At 44.4% G+C, this 21,395-nt stretch carries 21 protein-coding genes; 7 read left to right on the top strand and 14 right to left on the bottom strand.

The features are described 5' to 3' along the window. Window positions 1-38: 38 nt before the first annotated feature. The 3 genes from OPS28_RS16435 to OPS28_RS16425 form a co-directional block, all read right to left on the bottom strand. Window positions 39-473 carry a hypothetical protein gene (locus OPS28_RS16435; protein WP_265610551.1) on the bottom strand — a complete coding sequence of 145 codons (435 nt, stop codon included), beginning with the start codon at window positions 471-473 and terminating at the stop codon, window positions 39-41. A gap of 74 nt (window positions 474-547) precedes the next feature. Beyond that, window positions 548-1,822 carry a tyrosine-type recombinase/integrase gene (locus tag OPS28_RS16430; RefSeq protein WP_265610550.1) on the bottom strand — a complete coding sequence of 425 codons (1,275 nt, stop codon included), beginning with the start codon at window positions 1,820-1,822 and terminating at the stop codon, window positions 548-550. 187 nt (window positions 1,823-2,009) lie between these two features. Beyond that, the gene (locus tag OPS28_RS16425) at window positions 2,010-2,873 is read right to left on the bottom strand and encodes a YicC/YloC family endoribonuclease (RefSeq protein ID WP_265610549.1); all 864 of its coding nucleotides are present in this window, start codon (window positions 2,871-2,873) and stop codon (window positions 2,010-2,012) included. A gap of 233 nt (window positions 2,874-3,106) precedes the next feature. Here OPS28_RS16425 and rph point away from each other — a divergent pair, with 233 nt between their 5' ends. From rph to tusA, 3 genes are read left to right on the top strand one after another with little or no spacing between them, the layout of a single operon-like run. Continuing rightward, on the top strand, window positions 3,107-3,820 hold the full coding sequence (gene rph / locus OPS28_RS16420) for a ribonuclease PH (protein WP_265610548.1): 714 nt from the start codon (window positions 3,107-3,109) through the stop codon (window positions 3,818-3,820). Between the two features lie 9 nt (window positions 3,821-3,829). Next, window positions 3,830-4,480 carry an orotate phosphoribosyltransferase gene (gene pyrE / locus OPS28_RS16415; RefSeq protein ID WP_265610547.1) on the top strand — a complete coding sequence of 217 codons (651 nt, stop codon included), beginning with the start codon at window positions 3,830-3,832 and terminating at the stop codon, window positions 4,478-4,480. Continuing rightward, window positions 4,477-4,725: a sulfurtransferase TusA gene (gene tusA / locus OPS28_RS16410; protein ID WP_265610546.1), complete on the top strand. Its 249-nt coding sequence runs from the start codon at window positions 4,477-4,479 to the stop codon at window positions 4,723-4,725. The genes pyrE and tusA overlap by 4 nt, the downstream gene beginning before the upstream one ends. A gap of 31 nt (window positions 4,726-4,756) precedes the next feature. Here tusA and OPS28_RS16405 read toward each other — a convergent pair whose 3' ends face one another. The 4 genes from OPS28_RS16405 to OPS28_RS16390 form a co-directional block, all read right to left on the bottom strand. Beyond that, window positions 4,757-5,602, bottom strand: coding sequence for a DUF1206 domain-containing protein (locus OPS28_RS16405; protein WP_265610545.1), 846 nt, complete (start codon window positions 5,600-5,602; stop codon window positions 4,757-4,759). Between the two features lie 56 nt (window positions 5,603-5,658). Further along, window positions 5,659-5,844: a hypothetical protein gene (locus OPS28_RS16400; RefSeq protein ID WP_265610544.1), complete on the bottom strand. Its 186-nt coding sequence runs from the start codon at window positions 5,842-5,844 to the stop codon at window positions 5,659-5,661. Window positions 5,845-5,920: 76 nt separating this feature from the next. Then, window positions 5,921-6,505, bottom strand: coding sequence for a YqaA family protein (locus OPS28_RS16395; protein WP_265610543.1), 585 nt, complete (start codon window positions 6,503-6,505; stop codon window positions 5,921-5,923). An 8-nt stretch (window positions 6,506-6,513) separates the two neighbouring features. Continuing rightward, window positions 6,514-7,797 carry a metal-dependent hydrolase family protein gene (locus tag OPS28_RS16390; protein ID WP_265610542.1) on the bottom strand — a complete coding sequence of 428 codons (1,284 nt, stop codon included), beginning with the start codon at window positions 7,795-7,797 and terminating at the stop codon, window positions 6,514-6,516. Between the two features lie 693 nt (window positions 7,798-8,490). On the opposite strand from OPS28_RS16390, the gene OPS28_RS16385 reads away from it, so the two are divergent. Beyond that, window positions 8,491-8,652: a hypothetical protein gene (locus OPS28_RS16385; RefSeq protein ID WP_265610541.1), complete on the top strand. Its 162-nt coding sequence runs from the start codon at window positions 8,491-8,493 to the stop codon at window positions 8,650-8,652. A gap of 42 nt (window positions 8,653-8,694) precedes the next feature. On the opposite strand, the gene OPS28_RS16380 is transcribed toward OPS28_RS16385, so the two are convergent. Further along, window positions 8,695-9,267 (bottom strand): DUF1285 domain-containing protein, encoded by a 573-nt coding sequence (locus OPS28_RS16380; protein WP_265610540.1) that lies wholly within the window; start codon window positions 9,265-9,267, stop codon window positions 8,695-8,697. Continuing rightward, window positions 9,254-10,108: a DUF3014 domain-containing protein gene (locus OPS28_RS16375; RefSeq protein WP_265610539.1), complete on the bottom strand. Its 855-nt coding sequence runs from the start codon at window positions 10,106-10,108 to the stop codon at window positions 9,254-9,256. Before OPS28_RS16375 ends, OPS28_RS16380 begins: the two co-directional genes overlap by 14 nt. 287 nt (window positions 10,109-10,395) lie before the next feature. Between OPS28_RS16375 and OPS28_RS16370 the strand changes: the two genes are divergently transcribed. Continuing rightward, window positions 10,396-11,643 carry a sterol desaturase family protein gene (locus OPS28_RS16370; RefSeq protein ID WP_265610538.1) on the top strand — a complete coding sequence of 416 codons (1,248 nt, stop codon included), beginning with the start codon at window positions 10,396-10,398 and terminating at the stop codon, window positions 11,641-11,643. Window positions 11,644-11,840: 197 nt separating this feature from the next. Then, window positions 11,841-12,713 (top strand): tetratricopeptide repeat protein, encoded by an 873-nt coding sequence (locus OPS28_RS16365; protein ID WP_265610537.1) that lies wholly within the window; start codon window positions 11,841-11,843, stop codon window positions 12,711-12,713. 30 nt (window positions 12,714-12,743) lie between these two features. Here OPS28_RS16365 and OPS28_RS16360 read toward each other — a convergent pair whose 3' ends face one another. Genes OPS28_RS16360 through OPS28_RS16340 form a run of 5 tightly spaced genes read right to left on the bottom strand, consistent with a single transcriptional unit; the run spans window position 12,744 to window position 20,226 of the window. After that, a complete protein-coding gene (locus OPS28_RS16360) occupies window positions 12,744-14,225 on the bottom strand; it encodes a hypothetical protein (protein ID WP_265610536.1) in 1,482 nt (493 codons plus the stop codon). 20 nt (window positions 14,226-14,245) lie between these two features. Continuing rightward, complete coding sequence (locus OPS28_RS17115; RefSeq protein ID WP_265610535.1) at window positions 14,246-15,751, bottom strand: c-type cytochrome; 1,506 nt, start codon at window positions 15,749-15,751, stop codon at window positions 14,246-14,248. A 3-nt stretch (window positions 15,752-15,754) separates the two neighbouring features. After that, window positions 15,755-16,213, bottom strand: coding sequence for a hypothetical protein (locus OPS28_RS16350; protein WP_265610534.1), 459 nt, complete (start codon window positions 16,211-16,213; stop codon window positions 15,755-15,757). Window positions 16,214-16,263: 50 nt separating this feature from the next. Beyond that, window positions 16,264-17,286 (bottom strand): catalase, encoded by a 1,023-nt coding sequence (locus tag OPS28_RS16345; RefSeq protein ID WP_265610533.1) that lies wholly within the window; start codon window positions 17,284-17,286, stop codon window positions 16,264-16,266. A gap of 18 nt (window positions 17,287-17,304) precedes the next feature. After that, window positions 17,305-20,226, bottom strand: coding sequence for a peroxidase family protein (locus tag OPS28_RS16340; protein WP_265610532.1), 2,922 nt, complete (start codon window positions 20,224-20,226; stop codon window positions 17,305-17,307). A 267-nt stretch (window positions 20,227-20,493) separates the two neighbouring features. Here OPS28_RS16340 and OPS28_RS16335 point away from each other — a divergent pair, with 267 nt between their 5' ends. Next, complete coding sequence (locus tag OPS28_RS16335) at window positions 20,494-21,264, top strand: hypothetical protein (RefSeq protein WP_265610531.1); 771 nt, start codon at window positions 20,494-20,496, stop codon at window positions 21,262-21,264. Window positions 21,265-21,395 lie beyond the last annotated feature (131 nt).

The following is a 21,395-nucleotide window of genomic DNA, read 5'->3' as shown; positions in this document are numbered from 1 at the left end:
TCATATTGTCTTCAATCTAAAGCGTTTATTTGGCAAGACTAGCATGATTTTTGAACAAAACGTATATACAACGGGCCTGACGCTCGACCCTCTTTGTTCTCCCATGGGTCTACTACTTCATGCCAATTTGGATGCTGTTGAAGGTACTCTATAAAGCTATCGTTGCAGACAGGACCGAACATTATGGCTCTTGTTGTAGGTCGTTCTAATAACTCACTGACGATGTCAGTGAAAACCCCTTTTCTTTGATGATTCTCTGGCATATACAAAGCTGCAATGCGAGGGCAGGCACGGTAGATGGCCGGCAGGTCTGTGTCGAATTCTGCTATTAACGATTGAGGTATTATGGGCGGTGGCAATATGAAAATTCCCATCTCATCCATCGTTACAGAAATATTCTCGTCGGCATTGCGGTTTAGCCAAGCATCAAGCACTTGGATAATAAATTTCTGGCGATAATTTGCGTCTTTCATGAACTGATTTTCTCTATATTTTGGATCTCTGTGTTAGCCCATTTTTACTGGGCTACTTCTATGTTTATTGTTATTTATGCACGCTTGAATCCCTGGATGGATTCGGCATACCCGGCCAGTGGCAAGATCACATCTGCGACCTTCTCATGTGCTTTTTTTCGCTCTTCGATGTAAGCGTATTGATTGTAAATCCGTACGATCTTACTTTTTGAGTGATTCAGGCAGCTCTCTGCCACTTCTTCCGACACGCTCAACTGCGCAAGCAATGTTCGGAAGGTACGACGAAGGTCGTGTACAACGAACTCGGTTACGCCGGCTGCTCCTAACAAATTGGGTGAGGCTTTACTGCTGCTTGTTTTCTTGCCGAACAGATCTGCAAGTGTGTGATTAACAGTGTCATGAGAAAGATGGTCATGCTTACTGCGCTTTCGCGCAGGGAACAAGTAGAGGGAGTGGCCGGCTAACTCTTTTAGGCGTTTGAACAGTGGTAATGCTCTCTCGGGTATTGGAATGGCGATAGCACGATGAGACTTAGTATCTTCTGCACGCAGATGGAACATCTGACGTTCCAGATCTACTTCAGTCCAGCGAGCACTAAACAGTTCCATTTTTCGCATTCCAAGGATCATCAGCAGGGTAATGCCTATATAGGTGGCCTCAGGCACTTTCTTTGGATTTGCACGCATGACCTTGAATAAGATGCCGATCTCTTGCTGGCTCAAAACTATGGTTCTGGGCGGGCGGGTGCCTCCCGCATCTTCGTTCGTCGTGAAGTTGGTTGCGGGGTTGCTATCCAACAACTGGTTCTTCACGCCCAGCTTAAAAATGTTTTTGCATAGGAATAAGATGCGGTTGGCAATCGTTGGCCTTCCTTCATTTAGAATTTGCTGCACAGTTTCATACACATCAAGTGGATGTAATTTTGATAAGGGGATATGACCGATGGCAGGTTTGATGTCTTTTTCGTATTGGCGAACTAAAATGTGACCAGTTTTTATACGTTGCGCTTTTCTCTTCAGATACATTTGCGCCAGGTCATCGACGGTTTTAATTTCGAGATAGGATTTTAGTCGCGCATCTTTTTTCGGGTTATCGCCATTGGCAAGTTGTGCTTGTAGCAGGGCGACTTGTTTTTTTGCTTCTGCAAATGACAGCAACAGTTTATCTGTTTCACTGTAAGCACCAAGTGTGATTTCAGTTCGTTTTCCGTGTAACTGATAACGAAATAACCATCGCGCGATCATCGGTCGTTTAACAACAATATATAATCCCGAGGCAACCCGGGTGGTTCCCGGTTTGCCTCGAGCGACCATTTCGTTGATGGATTTACGTGTATATTTAAGTGGCATCTGTGTCTCCATTGGTTGATGAAAACACAGCAAATGCAGGTGAAAACAGATCACCACTTCAACCACCACTTTAGGCCTAAAAAGTGGTGGTCAGCGTGTCTTTTCCTGTCTTCTTATGTCGGCTAGTGTCTGAATGACCCCTTATATTTAAAGGGCTATAGAGGTGTTTTGCGCTGTAGGTGTCGGCTCACTCAATATTCTGGATCTGCTCTCGCATCTGTTCAATCAATACCTTCATTTCCACCGCCGACTGCGTAACTGAAGTATTAATTGACTTTGAACCCAGCGTATTCGATTCGCGATTGAATTCCTGCATCATGAAATCTAAACGGCGTCCGATTGCGCCCCCCTTGTTTAAGATTTTACGCGCTTCAGCAACATGGGCTTTGAGGCGATCGAGCTCTTCGGCGACATCAACTTTTTGCGCTAACAGGATCATTTCCTGCTCCAGCCTACCTGACTCAAGTTCTACTTTGGCTTCTTCAAAACGTGAACTGATTCGGTCTCGTTGCCATTGCATAATGTCTGGCATCTCTTTTTCGACTTTGCTAACTTCCGTTTCAATACCGTCCAAACGCTGTTCAATCATTGCTTTTAGCGCATTACCTTCACTGGCGCGAGCTGATATAAAGTCTTCCAGAAGCATGTCGAAGTTGTTTAGCACCTCACTGTTGATGGCATCCATATCGGTTTCTTCTGCAGCGATGACACCAGGCCAACGTAATACGTCGAGGGGATTTACACCCGTTGACTGACCGTGCGACTGCACCCAATCGGCTGCATGCAATACCTGTTTAGCCAACTCTTCGTTCATATTTAATTTACTAACATTGGATTCATTGGCGCTAAATCGCAGAGTGCATTCTACCTTACCCCGCTGGAGCTTTTTACGTAGACGTTCGCGTAAAACAGGTTCCAGAGCTCTGAATTGCTCTGGTAATCGAAAGTACGTTTCTAAAAAACGTTGATTAACAGAACGAATTTCCCAAACGGCGGTACCCCAATCTTGTTTTACTTCGCTGCGTGCGAAAGCGGTCATACTATAAATCACGTCTCACCTATATAGTTATTGATTTCTGCATAAGCAAATAGCCAATCTATGGCTCTTTGCGGTACGTAAAAAAGAACAGAAACCTCGTATGTCCATAGTAGCTTATTTCCTACATTAAAAAACGTATATGCATTCATTTTTAATTTAATCGTAAGATGATTTTCCCGCAGGGGTTGGTCTACGTTATACTTGCCAATTATCGTTATCTATTGCCTACTCTTATGGAGAAAACTATGCGTCCAAGCGGCAGAACCGCCAGTCAGATTCGCCCCGTTACCCTTACCAGAAACTATACCTGCCATGCGGAAGGATCGGTATTAGTAGAATTCGGCAATACCAAGGTATTGTGTAATGCCACCGTCGTAGAAGGGGTGCCGCGCTTTATGAAAGGAATGGGCAAAGGTTGGGTGACTGCTGAGTACAGTATGTTGCCACGCGCTACACATACTCGTAGCGACCGCGAAGCGGCTCGAGGCAAACAAGGCGGTCGTACACTTGAAATTCAGCGCCTCATCGCTCGCTCTTTGCGCGCCGCTGTAGATCTCAAGCTATTAGGCGAAAATACGATCACTTTAGATTGTGACGTCATTCAAGCTGACGGTGGTACCCGTACAGCTTCCATTACCGGCGCATGTGTGGCATTGGTAGATGCGTTAACCTATATGCGTAGTAAAGGCATTATTAAAGCTAATCCGCTGAAACACATGATTGCAGCGCTGTCGGTTGGCATTTATCAGGGCACGCCTATTGCCGACTTAGAATACACCGAAGATTCAGCTGCTGACACTGACATGAACATCGTCATGACAGAAACTGGCAAGCTAATCGAAGTACAAGGTACCGCAGAAGCTGAGCCGTTCTCGTTTGACGAAATGAATGAGATGTTAGAGATTGCTAAGCATGGTTTACGTGAGCTGTTCGATATTCAAAAATCAGCCCTTGCGTAAGGAGGAAGCATGCAGGATTTTCAACGAGAATTTATCGAATTTGCCATACAGCGAAATGTACTAAAGTTTGGTGAGTTTACGTTAAAGTCTGGCCGCAAAAGCCCTTATTTTTTTAATGCAGGATTGTTCAATAAAGGCGGCGACTTAGCGAGGTTAGGTCGCTATTATGCAGCGGCACTTACGCACGCAAAAATTGACTTCGACTTACTGTTCGGTCCAGCTTATAAAGGTATTCCTATAGCCACCACTACGGCGGTAGCTATGTATGACCACTATGGCGTTGATATTCCTTATTGCTTTAACCGAAAAGAAGCAAAAGCTCATGGTGAAGGTGGTACCTTGGTGGGTAGCGAATTAACAGGTAAAGTGATGCTGGTGGATGATGTAATCACCGCTGGTACCGCCATTCGCGAGTCCATGGACATTATTAATGCTCATAATGCTTCATTAGCGGGGGTATTAATTGCCCTTAACCGTCAGGAGCGAGGTAATGGCGACTTATCGGCTATACAGGAAGTAGAGCGTGACTATGGTACCAAAGTGGTTTCAATTGTCTCGCTGGATGATGTGGTTAATTATCTAAAAGGACAAGGTCAATTCGGCGCTTCTGTAGAAGCGATAGAAGCTTACCGCAGCCAATATGGTATTGCAGACAAATGAGCGAGCAGGTAGCACCTGAAGCGGATAATACATTAGATGCGTTAGGTTTGCGTTGTCCTGAACCTGTGATGATGACGCGTTTGACACTGCGTAAAATGGAACAGGGGCAGTCGTTATTAGTCACTGCTGACGACCCTGCCACAGCGCGTGATATCCCTACGTTTTGTCAGTTTATGCACCATAATTTGTTGTTTAGCCAGACCGAGATATTGCCGTACCAGTTTGTGATTGAAAAAGGGGCGTAAGGCCCCTTTTGTCTATAATCTATCTCTCCATTTACGCATGCGCGGGATTGGATTTTTTATCAGTTTGCCGGTACAACGCTTCGAAGCCACAAAACACCCCAAATAAAACAATCCCAATACCTACCGCCATTAATAACCAGTCACCGAATGGCTGTTCCATCAATGATTGAAACGCTTCTTTAAGCCCACCCGCTTCCTCTGGGTCGTGAGACCACCCGGCCTGAAGAAAGAAAACGCCGATGACGGAATAAATGATGCCGCGTGCCGCATACCCAATACGTCCCGCTTTTTTACTTGCCTCTATCTCCTTAGATGACATATTTTGGGTGACAAATTTGTCCATGAAGTCACATTTCCACGCGTGCTTGAACTGGACGATAGCAAAAATGATAATGATGATACCCAGCGCCATCACCACGTATCCGCCCCAACTTTGTTCCATTAGTGTAGCTGCAATGTTTTCGCTTGAGTTGTCCCCACCACTTTCACCCCCGCCATTGCTGCCGCGTTGTCCCATTAGAATTTTTACAGCTGCGTAGGCACCTAAGAAGTAAAGAACGCCGGATATGAATAAAAAGACGCGCATGATGATGTCCTTTGCCTTTTCCATATCCAGTTCTTCGGTATTGAGAAAACACTGAATCCACCGCCATAACGAATAGCAAATCATACCTGCGATTACAGCCATGAGTAGATATCTGCCAAACGGTTGCTCTAATATATTAGTGAAAACAGTTTTTTTGCTAGGACTTCCCGAGGAAGTGAAAGCGGAGAAAGCCGAGCTCACAACGATAACTCCAAGCATTATGTAAAGCACCGTTTTGGAAGCATAACCCGTTCTCGCTATATACTTTATCCATGTTTCGTGGTCTGCCATCAGTATTCTCGAAGTGTTAATAATGATTATTTATATATAGCTTTCGTCATAAATGATCATAACTTGCTGATATTATTTATGGTTGCCTGTAGCAATAACCGTTGCAGGGCGTGTTTATCAGCCTGATCCACACAATGAAGATCACATATATGAATTTTATAAGAAGCTAAAATGTCGACCAATGTAGATGCTTTGATACCCACATTGATAAACCGGTCGGACGCGATAGCGGGGGGTGACATACACTTCTCCTTTTCAAACTTAACTTTCAGTGCAAGTTAATCTAATAGAAATGAGAATTATTATCAAATGGAAAGGTTAGAGCTGTGTCGTTAGCCACCATAATAAGACAATAATCAGCGTGAGCACAATTATGGCCTTTGTTTTATATTGACGAATAAGTTCTTCTGCTTTATTCCCACCGTAATATACGGCCGCCGCTAAGCCGAAATAACGAATAGAACGCGCAATTAATGTCGCAGTTAGAAAACTAAATATCGAGTAATGGGTAGCGCCGGCTGCAAGCATCGCTATCTGAAAAGGGATAGGGGCTATACCTAACGTCATAACGAACCAAAAACCTTCCCGTTTCATTTTCTGTTGTACATGTTCGAATTGTTCGGGACTGGAAAAGGTTTGAATTATCCAGTCACCAATCATATCGAACAGGAAAAAACCCAATGCATAACCAAATACCGCACCAATAATACAGCCTATGGTGGCCATTAGGGCAATCATCCACAAACGCTCTCGGCGCGCCTGCATGACCGGCACGAGTATGGCTTCCAGAGGAATAGGAATGATGGTAGATTCGAGAAAAGAGGCGACAGTAATGCTGGTATAAATATGATTAGAATGAATCATATTCTTCGTTTTCTGTTTAAGCGCGCCTTTAATCGACATATTTGTCCCTAATTTTGTTTATATATACGTCCGTTTTTCATCACAAAACTCACCTTTTCCATTACGTGGATATTGTCCAAAGGATTACCCGGCACGGCAATAAAATCTGCCAGTTTTCCTGGCGTTATTGTTCCCAGTTCGTTTTCAACCCCCAGTAACGTTGCTGCATTAAGCATTGCACTTTGTAAAGCTTCGGCCTCCGACATACCCGCTGCTACCATTAGCGCAAATTCTTGTGCATTATCACCGTGAGCCGAAACGCCGCTATCTGTACCAAATGCGATATTTACGCCAGCTTTATAGGCTTTACTAAAGGTTTGTTGAATGAGTGGGCCGATGGCAGCGGCTTTGGGTCTGACGAGTTCTGGAAAATAATCCTCAATTTTGGCCTTCTCGGCTACAAAATCGCCCGCCAGAATAGTAGGCACATACCAGGTTTGGTGTTTTTTCATAAGTTGCATGATTTCATCGTCCATGTAAGTACCATGCTCAATAGAGTCGACCCCGGCTAAAATTGCGCGCTTCATGCCCTCTTTGCCATGGGCGTGAACGGCCACGTGCATACCATAATCGTTAGCTGTATCCACTATCGCTGCTAACTCGTCAGTCATAAATTGAGGATTTTGGCCACTCTTGGCAACACTTAACACGCCCCCGGTAGCCGTGATTTTGATTAGATCTGCACCATCTTTGTAGCGTTGTCTGACCGCTTCTCTGGCTTGAGCCACGCCGTTTACGACTCCTTCCAAGGGGCCTACATCGGGACGAATTCGGGACGCCATGCCGTTACTTGGGTCGGCGTGCCCCCCTGTAGTGGCGATAGACTTCGCTGCCGTAAATATTCTTGGGCCGATGTGCAGGCCTTTATCAATAGCCTTTCGTAAGGCTACAGTTTCGTTATAGCCATCACCTAAATTCCGTACACTGGTGAAGCCTGACAATAACGTTTTTTCAGCGTAAAAAGCAGCGCGTAATGCAACATCAGCTTCATTTAGTTGGTATCGCTCCAAATAAGTGATAGGCCCACCATGCTGACCTGATAAGTGAACATGCATGTCCATTAAACCGGGCATTACAGTGGCGCCTTTTAAATCAATAACCGTGTCCCCGTCATCAGCCGTTTTGAAACCCGATACGACATCTTTAATTTTGTTGTCTGCTACAACAATGGTCATATTTCGCTGTAATTGTGTATTTTCGGCTGAAAATAATTGACCGGCATAAATCAGTGTGTCTGCAACCACATTGCTTGATAGCAAGCTGATAGCGGTTAAAATAAATATTTTTTTCATAGTCTTCTACTTGTTTTTATAGTGGTTTTTAATATGAATTAGTTTTCCAAGTGCAGCTTGATTACCATAGTTTGCACTATACGTCCTGACAACTATTACTAATAGTAATCTCTGTAAAAGGATCTGAAGTGGCGCCAGATTAAAATGTTCAAATAGATTACGCAACCAACCTTAAGCCCGCTTCTACCCCGGTTAACCATGGCGTGATTACTGACGCTAATGATGCTTTTTTGCAAAGTTAAAGGCGTTAGCCGAAAAGAGCTCATGGGCAAAAAGCATAATATCGTTCGTCGTTCAGATAGGCCAAAAGCGGTATTTAACGATTTATGTTAAAAGTTGTAGAAAGGAAAATCGTGGCATAGTTAAAAATTGCTGAAAATACGGTCGCTATTAACGGGTAAATGCGCTTGTTATACCAATAGTGGCGAACGGTTAGCGGGTGGGTTATCAGTCGGTTCGAATTAAACCCGGTAGAGAAATGGCGAAAAAGGCAGAGGTATCGCAAGGGGAGCCGATGAAGTCAGGGCCCTATCCCCGGGTACCCACGAATCTGCCAAAAACATGCTGGGTAGCATGCAGTAAAGGCGTACTACCTCGAGGTAATGGGTTGAAAACGTACCCGATAGCCTAAAAAATTGCAAAGTGCTGAGGAAGCGGAAAAAATCTGCCATTGCGAATAATCAAATTTATTCAATGAGTGGAGAGATTGATACACGCTCAAATCATATTGGTGACGCGGTACATTCGCAACAGCGGATACGCCAGGAAAGCAAGTTTGAACATACAGGTATTAATTCCCTGCCTCACGGTAACGCACAGCGTGCCAGTGCAATGACTAATGCCACCCGAAGCTAAAATTAGAATATTCAATAGTTCTGTGGTCTGAGCCAGAATTTCTTACGCTAAATTACTGGGCAGTTTGCCAATACAGTATGTTTGCCCTTGACTGGTAAGTTGTAAGCTAGTGGTGCCATCATTAGCTTGCTTTGGCTGAGCGCGTTCAATTAGTTGATAGTACACGTTCTGGTTAAATCGAGCCCACAGATTACGCCTAACCTTAATGTAAGGGATAGGCGTTGCCTGAGGGTCGCTTAATGCTGTGGGCGGTTGGCGTAGTTCAATTGGGTGATTTTCATTGAGGGGAAGCTCATCACCTGTTTGTGTGGTGAACTGATAAACGCCATTTTCCTCTTTCCACTGGGTGATTAAAAAAGGCACATCTTCTACGCTGAGTCCTACCTTTTCAACAGGTGTAACTAAAAAATAGCGTTCCCCTTCTTTTTTCAATACCGACGAAAACAACCGGACCAATGCAAGACGGCCAATGGGTGAATTTTCATAGAACCAGCGGCCATCAAGCTTAATTTGCATATTCAGGTCGCCACAAAATGGAGGATCCCATTTCTCAACTGGAGGCAGGCCATCATCTTGATGACCTGTTATTTGGGTTTGAAGCTTATTCAGATCCATCTTGTTCTTCTAGCAACGCTTTAACTTCGCGTAATTTAGCTTTAATTCGGCGCATGTTGTCCGGACCCGTACGTAACAATTGTTTTTGCGGCGAGCTGAGTTCTTCAAGTCGCTCATCGGCATATTTGTAGGTTACTGAGTCACTATATACTTCTACCGGAACTGGCACTTCGGGGGTGTCCAGTAGTTGATTAATGGCTTCAATCATAACTTCGTTAAACGGTTTATCTGGATTCCCAATTTCTGCATACTTTGCCTGAATGTCGCCTTTATACTGGCCGTACAAATCGATCAGGGCTTCATTTTCAAATGATTCAAGCAAGTTAACATACGGGGTGTAGCGTTTATAACTTGCTGCGTCTACCCATTCTTTACCAGCTTGCTTGTAAGTACGGAATTCCTGCTCAGGTGCTTTAAACAGCTGATGGCTCGGTGCCATCTGATCATTTGAAAGATTGGTCACAGACACCACGAATCGCTGCATCAACCCTTCATCAACTAACAACTCTTCAGTCTGCGCTTCTTCATTCAATGATTTTAGCGAAGTGCGGATGCCATCGTCGGTAGTATCCATTGGTTCGGGCTCAATTTCCGGTAGCGCAGGCATAGGTTCAACTTCTGCATCGGGATCAATTTCTACCGGCTCAGGCTCAGGAGTGGGTTCAAATATTTCAGGCTCTTCAACATCCAAGGTTTCCTGCTCGGATACTACTGGCTCGTCAACCACCTCTTCTTCAGGTTTGTTACTAGGCCAAAGAAGTACAGCCAAAATAACAACGACGATGATCGCAATAATGACAACGTGTGGTGCTAGCGTACGCTTTTCCCCAGGTTCACTCATAATTTTTCACCTTTGATATAGTTAATCCCTTCGTGCAAGTATAGTAACAAAGACAAAATAGTCAGGTTTTATCTTGTTTTATCAGTCTACTCTTAATTTTTACAACTTACTATTTTATATAAATTTTCTACTGAAATAATCGTTCATACGATCGCTGCAAAAAAAGAAAAATTGAATACAGGTAATTAAATTCTATCTAAATAGTAAATAATCAACTTTTGGATTGGGTGTTTTGCTATATACTGACAGGATGGACGAAGTGTTTAGTTTTTAGACGGGATAGTTCAATGACGGTGATTTTATACGCCATTCCGATGTTCTTTTTTCTTATTGCCCTAGAGCTTTGGGTAGATCGAGTCCGCGGGACGGGTTTTTACCGGGTGAACGATGCTATTACCAGCTTAAGTGCCGGGGTGCTATCGCGCGTAATGGTAATCGCCCATCAACTTATTCCGGTTACAATTTACTTTTTAATATTCGACGCGTTTTCACTGGTTTCACTACCTGAAAGCTGGTGGGTGTGGGTGATTGCCTTTATCGCGTATGATTTTTTGTATTACTGGAATCACCGTATGGGCCATGAAATGAGTATTTTGTGGGCCGCTCATGTAGTACACCATTCCAGTGAAGAGTACAACCTAACCACTGCGTTAAGGCAAACCAGCGGCGCCATTTTTAGCTGGATATTCTATATACCTATGGCAGTTGCAGGCGTTCCTCCAGAAATGTTTATCACCATTGCAGCGCTTAATCTGGTGTATCAATTCTGGGTGCATACTCGCCATATTGGTGAACTGGGCTGGCTGGAGAAAATTTTCGTTACGCCCTCCAATCACCGTGTCCATCATGCTCAAAATAAAGTTTATATCGACAAAAATTATGGCGGCGTATTCATCATTTGGGATAGGCTTTTTAATACCTACATGCATGAAGTGAAAGGTTTGGAGATAATTTATGGTATCCGTGGTGCATTAAAAAGTTTTAATCCTGTTTGGGCGAACTGCCAAGTTTATGCACAACTAATTAAAGACAGCTACCACACGAAAGGCTGGAAAAATAAATTTCGTGTCTGGTTTGGGCGTACTGGTTGGCGACCAGCAGATGTTTCTGAACAATTTCCAATAGTTAAAACGCCTTTACAGCATTTTGTGAAATTTGACCCCTCCCAATCGCCTCTAACCAAGCTCTACTGTGCAATGCAGCACGGTATTATGTTGATGATTACGCTTTATTTATTATTAGCGTTGCAACATATTGATGGTGTAGCTCAGTTCGCTCTGATTTTAGCAATACTCAGCAGCGCTGTAATGACGGGTTTCATTTTGCAAGGAATGCCAAAAGCATTGAAGCTCGACAGTTTACGGTTAATAGCAATTGCTGTTTTATTGGGTTTTATGGATGTTGCTATATGGTTACAAATCAGCATCGCTGCGCTTCATAGCATGAGTTTGATCATTGGGTTGCTGGCCTTACGCAAGGTTACTCACCAAAATGAAGGAACAGATGAGCTGAGTGACGAGTTGGGGTCATCTTAAAAATGGGGTTAGGTTATAAATCGATTATTTACTATATCTCATAATTCACTAGGATTTTAAGGTGTTACAGAAACCTTTGTCAGTTTTTTGTAACTCCCACTTCTTATAGCCTACTGATAAGAACACCCGTTTGAAGCTTGCGATTCATCTTAAATCCCAGTAGAAACATCTTTAGAAAAAATTCATGGAAGGTTTGTATGCGTTATTGTTATCTAGGGTTTCTGCTTTGTTTTTTCACTGTCTCTATTAATGCTTCTTCCGAGGTTAGTTTTGAAGAAGTGCGTTCAGCGGCCGAAGCGGGAAATGCAGAAGCGCAGCTTATAATAGGCTATCGCTACTTAAATGGGATAGGAACAGCCCAGGATGAAAAAGAAGCAATTAAATGGTGGCACCTGGCAGCAGAACAAGGCCATCCTTCAGCCCAATACAATCTGGGTGTATCTTATGATCTTGGGCAAGGTGTCGAGCAAAATTTAGCAGAGGCATTAAAGTGGTTTACCCTCTCCGCTGAACAGGACTATGCGGACGCGCAGTTCAATCTAGGTAATTTCTATTACAATGGTGTAGCAACTGAAGTCGATTTTACGAAAGCCAAATATTGGTATGAGAAAGCTGTGGCGCAAGGGGATGCGGATGCTACCTATAACTTAGCCAGAATGTATCACAACGGAGACGGTGTAGAGGAAGACATACTTCGAGCAGTAAAGCTTTATCAAAAAGCTGCTAGTAACGGGGAAGTTCTATCTCAAAGTAAATTAGGCGATCTATATTTCTTGGGGATTGGTGTCCCCAAAAGCTATGCTGAAGCTGCGAAATGGTATTTACTAGCCGCAAGACAGGGGGACCCTAAAGCCCAGTACGCACTTGGTTGGCTATATATAAATGGTAAAGGTGTTAAAGAAGGAATGTATCAGGCATATATCTGGTTACATTTAGCTAGACATAACGGAAAGACAGTGCACGAAGCATTTTTCTCTAAAATTGATCAGCATATTTCCGCTGAAGATAAATCTCGCGGCGAGGCGATGATCTACCGGTGTATAGAAAGTAGCTATGAAGTCTGCCTCTAGGGGGGCGGTCTAAATACGATAATATAAACTTTACAAACTCTTCAAATACTCCATCAACGCCTCTTTATCACTTTCGCTTCGCTGGGTACCAAAATCGTGCCCTTGGTTACTGTTCCCCTTAACACGTGTATCTAATAGCGTCCCCACCCGCTTAGCCTTGTTACCTTGGCTGATAAAACCAATATCTTCTTTATTATACACATCATAGCCGCGATAAAATGTGACGGTGCGTTGTGCTGGTGGCAATAGTAAATCGCGGATAGTGGGGACGGAGCCGTTATGCAAATAGGGCGCACGTAGCCACACTCCATCGAGAAATTGGGCTACGTAGCCGGGAAGCGGTTCTTCAACTAGCCCTGCCCGCTCAATTCCAGCTTCGCTGACCACCTTGTTCGCATCAATAGCATTCTGTTTGCTCCACGTATTGAGTCTTGCCGAACTCGTACCTACCACTTCCAGTGGTAGCGGTTTTCCTGTTTGCTCACTTGCATGACAGCGCGCACATTCCTGCTTAAAAATTGTTTCACCTTGTTGCGCCAAAGCACTATCCAATTCAAACGGCCATTTGGGCGGCGGCAGGTTGCGCAAGTACTCTTCCAGCCATTTCACTTCCTCTAAAAATTCTTCTGTATTGTGAGGCTCTGCACCCATAATGCCTAACGCCGAATCGATTATCACCGAGTAAGCGTCATGGGTGGCCCCATCCCAATTCAGTCTTCGTTCTTCTGCATCATATTTTTTCAGATTCCAGATAGAGGGTATATCGGCTGGGCCATAGGAGTCATCCATAGAAAGGTTCAGCATGAAATACTTGGTTAAATTCATCGGATCATCTCGTCCCCTGCCCCACTCAGGGAAATCTTCGCGAAACATCCAGGCGAATTGCGCCTCTCGTTCGATTAAGCGCTTTTTAGTAATGGGGATAATGGCGAACCGATACAGCAGCTTGTCGATGAACGAGAGCGTGTGGATCATGTCGATTTGTTCAAGAATATTGTCCGCATTAAAACGTGGATCCTTGGCGCTTTTAATCAAAAAGGTGAAAATACCTTCAATATCGACAGTGTGCCCTGCGCCAGCGACCACATAAATAGGTTTCGCTGTTTCGCTTTCCCGATATTGAGTGGTATGGCACATAGCGCAGTTATTGCCGACACGGGGAAAACCAATCGTTTTTTTGGTAAAACCAGCCGGTAGCGACTGGCCTTCCTCCCAGGGTAAGCCTAATGACGCATACCCCCCATTGCCCGGTAAATAATCAGGGAACATTTGCGGTAAAACCATATAGATCCAGTAGGGAATGCCAGCTTCATATTCAGAGCCTATCGAGCCGTATTTGAAACGCATTTCAGGTGTCGCGGTGACCCAGTCTGGTTGCGGCACCTCGCGAAATAGTTTGTACCAACCTACCGCTCCCAACACCCCGCCACCTACCAGCAACAGAATAAGTATGCTAAGCCACCAGCGCATTTTACCCCTGGCAGATTTAGGGTTATTTTGAGTCTGCAACATAGGTCACCTCGCACATAGGGCTAAAAGGTTTTTAAATATTCGACGAGGGCGTTTTTCTGAGCGTTGGAAAGTAAAGTGCCATACCTCTCGCCCTCGTGGCCCTGATTGCCGTTACCGTCGACACGGGTATCAAATAGAAATAAGGGCCTGCCATAAGCTTCTTTTTTATCACTGACGAAGCCCAAGTTGGTTTGATCATAAATATCATTGCCGCGATAAAACTGTTCGGGTCGTTCAGACGCAGGCCGCAACAAATCGCGCATTGTGGGAACTGAACCATTGTGTAAATACGGAGCCCGCAGCCATATCCCATCTAACGGCATATTTGCGTAACCATTGGTTTTGCGAAAACGCTTAAATCTGTGCTGTTCGCTGGTGCTATACAAGGTTCCCTGATTTCGCGCCAATTCACGGGTGTATGAATTCAATCGCCACCTGTCTGTACCGATGTCATCTATAGACTGTACATGACCAACATATTCACCGCTAAAGTCGGTGCCTGATTTTCCGTGGCAAGACGCGCAGTATTGGTTGTATAACGGCTTGCCCTGCTCAGCTAATGAAGGGTTGATTGAAAACGGATATTTGGGGGAAGGCAGGGTTAATAGCCAGTCTTCTATACGCGCAAGTGCTTCATGATCGATATTGGTGGGGAGGGCTCCCGCCCCAAATGCGGCAGACAGATTACGCTCTTCAACAGTATCGTTATTGCCGTCCCAATGCAGCTCCATGGGTTTACCATCATCGCGTCTTTTTCGCAGTCCCTGATTCCAGATAGAGGGAAAATCTGCGGTGCCGATCATTTCGTAGCGGGTGGTTCTCGACCAGTCCCAGTTAAACACCGCTTTTGCAGCGTTAAAAGTGTCCACTCGTCCTGGGCCCCATTCAGGTTGCTGCTTATAAAAGCCAAGTCTGGATTCGAGTAACGCGAGTCTTTCTTGGGTTAACCAGATAGCGATTGGATAGACAAGATAGCGGTCGAGCAAGTCTAAATCCGCTCCTAGTGAATCAATCAAAGGGATCAGGTTACTGCGACTAAACTTCTGGCTGGACATACAACCGAAAAAGGTTTTTTCAAATTGCATAAGACGAAATCGATTGGCGGGCATACCCAGTACCAATGTAGGCTCATCATCCGCTGAACCGCGAACTGTACTGGTATGACAAACAGCGCAATTCATAAATACGCGGTCAATGCCGAAGTGACGGCGCTTAGACACCCCTACGGGTAGACTTTTGCCTGATTCGTACAGCATACCGATGGATTCAAAGCCAATATCGCCTGGTTGTTTGTGGGGTAGCATCTCAGGGCATAAATGCGGTACCGCTTTCCATAGCCAATACGGGATCCCTAAGTTACGCTCACCGCCCAGTGAACCGTATTTAAAGTGTTCTGTTATGTCATCATACGTAACCGCGCGATCTGTAAGAAAACGATTTGCAATGTACATGCTGGCAATGATAATTAAGCCCGCCCCTACTAACAGGATAATTCTTCCCCAGCTTATCTTGCGCGAAATGGGCACACTTTATACTCTGTTAGAACGACTATTGAGGGCAAAGTCTAGAATACGTTTTTTACCCCACCACACTTTACCCAGATACACGCCGTCTTCAATTTCTCGAATTTCATCCCGAATTTTCTTAGCAAGAACGGACGTTGAGCTATAGTCGATTACGATGGTGTCTTTTCCGTCCATCCAACTTTTATCACGATAGACTTTAGCGACTATCATGCCCAGCCCCACCGGTAGCACTTTATTAACTAAAATACCGCGTTCAAAGTCGGGCGGGAAAAGATCAAACACCTTCCCCTGCCAAGCTAATGTTCTGGCGCATCGCGCGAAAAATTTAGCCCGTGACGAACCGGCAACAATTGCGGTTCCTCTCGTATCACCGTGGGGTAAGGCTCCAGCTGAATGACTTTGGTATATATCATCCAACTCTTCGCGGCTTAACTGCAGCCAGCGCTGTATGGTTTCGTTCATTGCCATATGCTCCTTTGGCTATCAAATTGTTAATACGTAAAGCGAGTTTTCTAATTTTCTAATTTTCGATTGTGTTCTTTTCTAAATCGGGTAAGAGCGTGATAAACCTGTTTACGCACATAATTCATTCTACCCAGCGGCTTGTGTTCAGGTAGGCTTTGCCAAGGATTAAACGCAGTTTCTTCACATTGCTTAATGGCTTCTGCTGAAATAAACGGTTGTTGTTTAATTAATAGGCGAGCGACGGGCACAAAGGGCGAATCCGCTTCATCCCACTCTTTGGAGGCGTCTTCGATAGGCATATCATCATTATTGGTTTGCCGTTGAACCATAAAGTCAAAACAGGCATCTGTATTTTCCAAATGGTTTTGCATAGCGGCGCGCAGGTAATTATTCGTAAGTTCGCCTGGCAATTCGCTTTGGAAATTCGAGCATGGTCGTACCGAGTATTTAACCGCTTGATTGTCGCCAAGTTGATAAGGCGTTGTACTCCAATAGCGAATATCAAATGGGCTGGTAGGATTATTCCGTGCGGTCAATAAAATAAACAACGAGTCCCAGTTGGTCGGCGTAAGCAGATGCCAGATAACACTCTCATTACGTTGAGCTTCAATAAAGCTTAAAAACTCTTCCGGTGTAGCCGCAAATAAAACAGGATGACTGTTAAGCACGAAGTCTTGAAAACCGGGGTTTCCCCACACCGGGTTACCGCTAACGCCGCCAACCCGAATAGACAGACCGCGCAGATCTCGATCAGCATCGTCGCTAGTGCTAGCGTTGGCGAACCTAACATGTGCACGGTAGCGTGCGGGCTTAGCGAAAAGTCCGTACTTGAGGGAGGCTGAAATATCGTGATTAACCTCGAAGGTCGCGTCGAAACAACCCAAGGACTTAGCCTGATTAAATCGTTTCATATGGGAGTCTGGATAGCGTTGTCGAACCACCTGTTTAATGGTGGCTTCCATTTGTCTGGCTAATTGATCCTCATTACCTTTAAAATTTTCGCCAGGAAAATGCTGCGCTTCACTCAAGCCCGCAACAAACAATAGTAGTAGTGTTATCGCCACCTTCATTCTCACTCTTTCCATCCATTAATTTTTAAACGCTGGATCATTTTCAGCGCCTTTGCGGGGTTTCCATGCCAGTGAGTAATATTCACCTCTATCTCGCGCCCAGGGGTCAAATACATTCACAACGGGCATTAATTGTTCTTTAAGCTCAGGAATATTGCGCATCAATAAGCGTTTTAATGGCGACACGGCAACCGTATGGCCATTAGACTGCTCAGGCTCATTGCATTGTTTTATACCATTATTGTTTTGTTCCAATTCAAACGGACATTCATCCAAGGGGCCATTGTTCAATACCCAGTCGTACCCTAATGTTGAATAAAATTCAGGGCGAAAACTTGAAGTAAAGAAGCGATCGCTAAATAAACGACGGGATGCATTAATAATAAAGATATGAAACTGTGTTTCCGAAATAGCGAACCCATGCGGTCGGGTATATTCGGCAAGCCACCCCACCGCTAAATCAACATCCTCAATATTGTCTACTTCACTGCCATCGGGGGCGCCATGACAATCATTAATTGGGGTGCCTTGCGCTGTTTGCTGTGCGTCAGTAATGACTTTGGATGCGTCGCATTTATGGGTGCCATAAATATTGCGGATTTTCGTCACTACCTTTTCTTGCGCAATACGGTTTGGATCTGTTTTATCCAGTCGTTGATCAACAAAGTCATCAAAACTAGTCAGACTTTTTAAGCCTATCTGACGGCGAAATTCATTAAAGCGTGGAATACCTCTCTCGCGATCACGAATGATATCCAGTGCGACCACGTCGATTTTCTTACTAGGTGAATCGAGATGCGGCATGGGTAGGTTTTGTAAAAAACGAGGGTGGTTTTGTAAATGCAGTGCACCCAACCGCTGACGGCCCATAGCTAACGCCCAGTTTTCAAGCCCAAATTCCCGCATTTGTGCAGTGGCGTCGCCACGAACGGTGTCGATTACAGGCACTTTGGCATTTATCTGGTTGGCTTGGCGATAATCACGCATTTCTATCAAGTCGGGTACCAAAGGATGCAATCGGTAGACTGAAGTAAACTCTTCTGGAAAGTTAAAGGGTGAACCGAAATGATTGACTCCACCGTTAACGTGCTCCGGGTTAGTTATATCCCAGTTATCTTTCTTCCACCACAACGCACCTTCCTGACGAGCATTTTGTAGCCCAAAAATACCAGCACCAGAGGCAAAAACGGAATACCAGGAATTAGCTTTTGGGGCCTCATCTTTGTCTTTGAAAACGCGGGCCAGCCAAGTAGACATGCGGCTGAAATAGTTTTCTTCATTGTGAGTAATTTTTTTGATAATGGATGAAACCTCATTACTCTCTTCAAGATTAAATAAGCCGAACCAATTAGAATTCATCCCGCGATACAGCGGTTCGTTATACAGCAGTTGCGTGGTCCATTCGATGGTGTGAATCTTTGCTATCATGGCTGAAACGACCAATCGCGCAGCATTAAATAGTTCTTCATCTGTCACTTGGCTGTAAGCGATGACCTGTTTCGGTCGTTGCGGGTGGCGTAAACCAGAATCCTGATTGGGATGAGCTTGTTGTTGTGCACGGAAGTGGTCGACGAAGTAATTGTGTTCGCGTACAAAAAGATTGTGATAAAAACTTAAACCAATATTCCAGTTATCTGGAAACGCGGTGGCCTCTTGACCTTGCCACTGGGGCTGTACCTCACAACTGTTGTCAGTATTCGCATCACAGGGTTTTAAAAGAGGTAAATAGCCATTAGGCATATGTAGTTTCGCGTTATCTTGTGGATCACGGATAACGCGTTTTTGCGAAAGGGTATCATAACCATAAATTTGCGACGCATCCCACCAGGCAGTAGTGGTATTTTCTGTGGTCATGTAAGCACGTTTTAAATACTCCTTGTCGTTGTGTGTGAAGGTGGCGGGTTCACTGGTTTGGGCAAATAGTGCTGGCTCCATTCGGTCTCCAGGACGACAGCCAAGTTTCTCTGCTTCATCCGTTTTACAACCCACTGTCACCAACTTCGACTGATTACGGCCTTCTTCCAGATGCGAAAACCAATCGTGCGTCATAAACTGGATCCAGAAGGCGGCCAAAACATTAAAGAAGGGCGCTTTAATATAATCACATTCGTCACTGGCCGCATTGTTACCCGAGCCTAAGCCATCATTGCAGTTATTATTCTGTTCTTGTTCCCGGGTAAATAATTTACGCGAAATTAATTGCGGGTCGGGGGTGAGCAAACTAAGTCGCATACCCTGTTCTGCGTCGCTGTGCCGATTTCGCGCTAATTCAGTTTTACCTAGGCGGGGAAAGGTTGAAGAGAAAGCGACGTTACGGGCGAAGTAAGTGCCATTAGCGCCCATTCTGGGGTTAATAAGATCATTGCAAATTCCGCTTAAAGTACGGTGCCGGATAAGTTCGCCAGTGCATACCTGTTCGCCATCACCCCCTACGGCTTCGAAAAAAGGATCATCTTTATCAAGACGCATTTCATCCCAGCGTTTGATAGATGCTCCATCCTTATTACCTTGTCCTTTAATATAGTCCTCGTAGGTGTAGTTATCGAACAAATTAAACTTGATCAACTCTACCCGTTGGTACTCTAGGTCCATTAACGAACCATCTATCCCTCGTCCATTTGGTTTAAGGTGTTCACCCAATATTGTTTTTGCTTTACTGCCTTCTTTTAAAGAAGAGGAATCCCCCGTCGCCCAATAATTTGACCAGTCGACCCAGGGCGTATCCCTGTATTTGACAGCTTTCTCTCCGCCGCGACACAATGCGGTATCCTTTGAAACCTTGCCCATGAACCTCGTTTGACGATTTTCGTCAATGGGACGAAACCCATCTTTTACCATATCAATACAGGCACGTTTGTCAGTTTTCTCTTCATTTGCAGCGATAGCAGAAATGCAAAATGATATGGCGATAAATATTGCTAATAGATTCTTTGCAATCATCCCGGTATCCCTCAGTTGGATTAGCATTGTGGTTTGAAAGCTAAGGTAAGGCACTTTGACAGCAAGTATTCCTTTACTGATGGGATTAAATATAGTTTGTTTTTTAATCAACTTGTAGTGTTAGGGTATCCTTTTTCACAATTTATTAGTGTTTTCTCATTATTGACGTTTATATCGGCACACAATTTTGATGTGTTATGGGCCTATTTCGAACCACTCGCCATGTTTAGCGGTATAAGCACATATAAAACAAAGCTGGAGAGAGTGATGAAGAAAATATTTATTGGATTACTGGTAGTTATCATCGTGGTGGGCGGCATTGTCTGGTATGTGATGAGTGGCGCCAATGAATTTCTAAAAACCCAAATTGAAAAAAAGGGTAGCCGGTATCTGGGTACCACTGTTAGCGTATCCGGCGTGAACCTGAAGTTTCGTGAAGGTCGACTGGAGATTAGCGAGTTGGAAATTGACAACCCTGAAGGCTTCAGTGATGAAGATGCCTTTAGTGTAGACAATATGGCGTTTGACTTAGGTAATTCCTTTGATGAGCCTTATCACGTTCAGGAGTTAACGATTAATGCACCAGAAATGCTATATGAAGTAAACGCCGATGGCTCCGGAAACCTGATGGTATTGAAAGATAACCTTCAGTCTCATCTACCTAAAAGCAAATCTGACCAACCTAGTAGCGAACCCGCCCCGTTAGTGGTTGTGGATAGTGTCACGGTCGCGAATACAAAGCTCACTATCGATTTTGAAAAGTTTGATACCAAAGGCTTAAAGCTGGAAAAGAAAAAGTATGATGTAACCCTTCCTACCTTTAATGCTGGCCCGGTGGGTCAACCCAATGGAATGCCCGCTGATCAAGTAGGCGCCGCTATCCTGAACAATATGTTGGATAATGTGATTGCGGAAGCGAAGAAGAAAACCCGTGATCTTGCGAAGGAAAAAGCAAAAGAAAAGTTTGATGAGAAAAAAGATGAACTATTAGACAAAGCAGATGAGAAGCTTAAAGATTTGTTGAAGCGTGGTAATTAGGTAGTCATAACTGAACCTGACTATTTTATTGATTTACAAATTGCTTATATTTTTGTGGGTTTATTATACATTTCTATAGGATAATGCCTCGCGAAAAGTGTGGAGTTTCATTTTTCGCGAGTTAATTTCGC

This window comes from Alteromonas sp. ASW11-130 (assembly GCF_026183735.1).
Classification (GTDB): domain Bacteria; phylum Pseudomonadota; class Gammaproteobacteria; order Enterobacterales; family Alteromonadaceae; genus Alteromonas.
The sequence above is the reverse complement of the archived record's forward strand: the minus strand, read 5'-3'. Positions and strand labels throughout refer to the sequence as shown.

Bases quoted from the DNA above. Each gene is read 5' to 3' on its own strand.
- pyrE (WP_265610547.1), top strand. From the start codon at position 3,830: ATGCAGGATTTTCAACGAGAATTTATCGAATTTGCCATACAGCGAAAT.
- OPS28_RS16405 (WP_265610545.1), bottom strand. From the start codon at position 5,602: ATGGCAGACCACGAAACATGGATAAAGTATATAGCGAGAACGGGTTAT.
- OPS28_RS16400 (WP_265610544.1), bottom strand. From the start codon at position 5,844: ATGTCACCCCCCGCTATCGCGTCCGACCGGTTTATCAATGTGGGTATC.
- OPS28_RS16340 (WP_265610532.1), bottom strand. From the start codon at position 20,226: ATGATTGCAAAGAATCTATTAGCAATATTTATCGCCATATCATTTTGC.
- OPS28_RS16385 (WP_265610541.1), top strand. From the start codon at position 8,491: ATGAGTGGAGAGATTGATACACGCTCAAATCATATTGGTGACGCGGTA.
- OPS28_RS16360 (WP_265610536.1), bottom strand. From the start codon at position 14,225: ATGTTGCAGACTCAAAATAACCCTAAATCTGCCAGGGGTAAAATGCGC.
- OPS28_RS16380 (WP_265610540.1), bottom strand. From the start codon at position 9,267: ATGGATCTGAATAAGCTTCAAACCCAAATAACAGGTCATCAAGATGAT.
- OPS28_RS16390 (WP_265610542.1), bottom strand. From the start codon at position 7,797: ATGAAAAAAATATTTATTTTAACCGCTATCAGCTTGCTATCAAGCAAT.
- OPS28_RS16430 (WP_265610550.1), bottom strand. From the start codon at position 1,822: ATGCCACTTAAATATACACGTAAATCCATCAACGAAATGGTCGCTCGA.
- OPS28_RS16435 (WP_265610551.1), bottom strand. From the start codon at position 473: ATGAAAGACGCAAATTATCGCCAGAAATTTATTATCCAAGTGCTTGAT.
- OPS28_RS16345 (WP_265610533.1), bottom strand. From the start codon at position 17,286: ATGAAGGTGGCGATAACACTACTACTATTGTTTGTTGCGGGCTTGAGT.
- rph (WP_265610548.1), top strand. From the start codon at position 3,107: ATGCGTCCAAGCGGCAGAACCGCCAGTCAGATTCGCCCCGTTACCCTT.
- OPS28_RS16395 (WP_265610543.1), bottom strand. From the start codon at position 6,505: ATGTCGATTAAAGGCGCGCTTAAACAGAAAACGAAGAATATGATTCAT.
- OPS28_RS16365 (WP_265610537.1), top strand. From the start codon at position 11,841: ATGCGTTATTGTTATCTAGGGTTTCTGCTTTGTTTTTTCACTGTCTCT.
- OPS28_RS16375 (WP_265610539.1), bottom strand. From the start codon at position 10,108: ATGAGTGAACCTGGGGAAAAGCGTACGCTAGCACCACACGTTGTCATT.
- OPS28_RS16370 (WP_265610538.1), top strand. From the start codon at position 10,396: ATGACGGTGATTTTATACGCCATTCCGATGTTCTTTTTTCTTATTGCC.
- tusA (WP_265610546.1), top strand. From the start codon at position 4,477: ATGAGCGAGCAGGTAGCACCTGAAGCGGATAATACATTAGATGCGTTA.
- OPS28_RS16335 (WP_265610531.1), top strand. From the start codon at position 20,494: ATGAAGAAAATATTTATTGGATTACTGGTAGTTATCATCGTGGTGGGC.
- OPS28_RS16350 (WP_265610534.1), bottom strand. From the start codon at position 16,213: ATGAACGAAACCATACAGCGCTGGCTGCAGTTAAGCCGCGAAGAGTTG.